General features: G+C 70.3%; 2 protein-coding genes. One reads left to right on the forward strand and one right to left on the reverse strand.

From position 1 onward, the window contains the following. On the forward strand, nucleotides 1–913 hold a 913-nt coding region (locus DEF28_RS28915; RefSeq protein WP_114446258.1), incomplete at its 5' end, for a M14 family zinc carboxypeptidase. A 10-nt stretch (nucleotides 914–923) separates the two neighbouring features. Here DEF28_RS28915 and DEF28_RS26255 read toward each other — a convergent pair. Then, the gene (locus DEF28_RS26255) at nucleotides 924–2,216 is read right to left on the reverse strand and encodes a multidrug effflux MFS transporter (protein WP_114400912.1); all 1,293 of its coding nucleotides are present in this window, start codon (nucleotides 2,214–2,216) and stop codon (nucleotides 924–926) included. Between the last annotated feature and the right edge of the window lie 209 nt (nucleotides 2,217–2,425).

Here is a 2,425-nt window from a genome sequence, read left to right on the forward strand (position 1 = left end):
CCCCGACACCGCCGAACTCACCCGAGCCCTCACCCAGCTCCAGCAACGCTCCAACGGCGCCATCACCATCGCCGAAATCGGCCGCTCCAACGAGAACCGCCCCGTCTGGTCAGCCCGCGTCGGACACGGCCCCCTCCGGCTGCTCTACATCACCCAGCAGCACGGCAACGAACCCCTCGGCACCCCCGCCGCCCTCGAATTCCTCCGCCAGACCGGCATCGGCAACACCCCCTGGCAGCGCCGCCTCCGCTCCCAGATCACCGTCGACATCATCGTCCGCGCCAACCCCGACGGCACCGAACGCAACTGGCGCTACAACTACGCCCCCCACGCCGACCCCGAACACGGCAACCCCGGCCAGGGCTACGACATCAACCGCTACCACGACCCCGACGTCGCCCCCGACGACAACCCCGCCACCGAAGCCGGCCACATCCAACGCCACCACGCCGACTACGACCCCCACATCACCGTCGACTACCACATGCAGGGCCGCTACATCGACGACAACGGCGACGAGATCACCGCCTCACTCCTGTGGCCCACCCACCCCGACACCACCACCGACGCCACCACCCTCTCCCAGCAGGTCACCGTCACCGCCCACCGCGCCATGACCCGGGCCGGCGGCAACGTCAGCCTCTACCCCGGCGGCGACTACCGCGGAATCGCCCGCAACGCCTACGGCCTCCTCGGCGACGGCAGCGTCCTCATCGAACTCAGCGCCATGGGCCCCCAGCACGAACAGGCCCAGATCCGCTCCGCCCTCGCCGCCATGACCGCCATCGCCACCACCGCCGCCACCGGCGACCTCGACGACATCGACCCCGCCGACGCCGACACCATCCCACCCCGCGGCCAACCCATCCCCGCCAACGCCGCCCGCACCACCAGCACCGACGCCCTCGACTAACCGCCGCCGACTACCGCACCGAACCGGCGTGGCCGCGCGCCAGCACCACCCCGAACACCAGCGCCGCGGCCACGCCCGTCACCAGCATCACCACCGCCATACTCACCAGCGACGCCCCACCCGAGCCCGTCAGCCCCGCCAACGCCGCCAGACCGCCACCAACCGCGAACTGCAGCGTCCCCAGCAGCGCCGAACCCGTCCCCGCCACCGACGCCGGCTGGCTCGAAATCGCCAACGTCGTCGCGTTCGGCGACACAAACCCCGTGCACACCATCATCACGAACAGCACCGCCGTCACCGGCACCAGCCCCACGTGCCCACTCACACCCAGCACCAGCAGAACCACCACCGACAACAGCGACCCCACCAGACCCGCCAGCAGCCGCCGCGACAGGTGCATCCGCCCGATCAACGCCGCATTCGCCTGCGTCCCGACCACCATGCCCAGCGTGTTCACCCCGAACACCAGAGCGAACTCCTGCGCACTCGCCCCCAACTCCTCCTGCGACACGAACGAGAACGCCGAGATGTAGGTAAACGTCATCGCGAAGTTCAACCCCAACGTCAACGCCGGACCCACGAACCCCAGATCACGCAGCAACCCACCGAACGACCGCACCAGCACACCCGCGTCCAACCCGCGCCGCCGCTCCACCGGCAACGTCTCCGGCAACGCCACCAGCACCAGCACGAAACTCACCGCACCCGACACCGCCAGCACCCCGAACAGCAGCTGCCACGGCCCCAGCAGCAGCAACTGCCCGCCCAGCAGCGGCCCCAGCATCGGCGCCAGACCCACCACCAGCATCAACCGCGAGAAGAACCGCGCCGCCGCATCCCCCTCGAACAGGTCACGCACCACCGCCCGCGACACCACCGCGCCAGCCGCACCCGCCAGCCCCTGCACGAACCGCAGCACCACCAGCGCCCCCGCCGACGGCGCCACCGCGCACAGCACCGACGCCACCGTGAACACGCCGATCCCCACCAGCAGCGGAAGCCGCCGCCCCCACACGTCACTGAGCGGCCCCACCACCAGCTGCCCCAGCGCCATACCGACCATCACCGACGTCAACGTCAACTGGATCCGCGCCTCCGAAGCACCCAGATCCCCCGCGATCTGCGGAAACGCCGGCAAGTAAAGATCCGTCGCCAGCGGACCCAACCCCGCCAGCACACCCAGCACGAACACCAGCAGCGCCACCGAACGACGCGGCTGCGGCGCCTCCGGCACCGCAGGCCGCACCGGACCGACACGCACCCGCCGCACCGAACGGGCACGGCTGGGGAGGGTCTGCGTCATCACGACTCCAACACGAACGACCACGAACACGGGAAGAGAAACTCCGCGCCACCAGACACCGGCACGAAGAACGGGCGCCCGACACGGGCACACCCCGCCTGCAACACCGCCACCTCCGCCCGAAATCCACCTCGACCCGCGTTCCAAACGTGATGTGCGCAACTGGCCCGAGAACCCCAGCCCAGACCCCGGACCGCCCCCATGTGACC

This window comes from Marinitenerispora sediminis (genome assembly GCF_003336425.1).
Taxonomy (GTDB): Bacteria; Actinomycetota; Actinomycetes; order Streptosporangiales; family Streptosporangiaceae; genus Marinitenerispora; species Marinitenerispora sediminis.

Excerpts from the sequence above, each read along its gene's own strand:
- DEF28_RS26255 (WP_114400912.1), bottom strand. The coding sequence starts at position 2,216 with ATGACGCAGACCCTCCCCAGCCGTGCCCGTTCGGTGCGGCGGGTGCGT.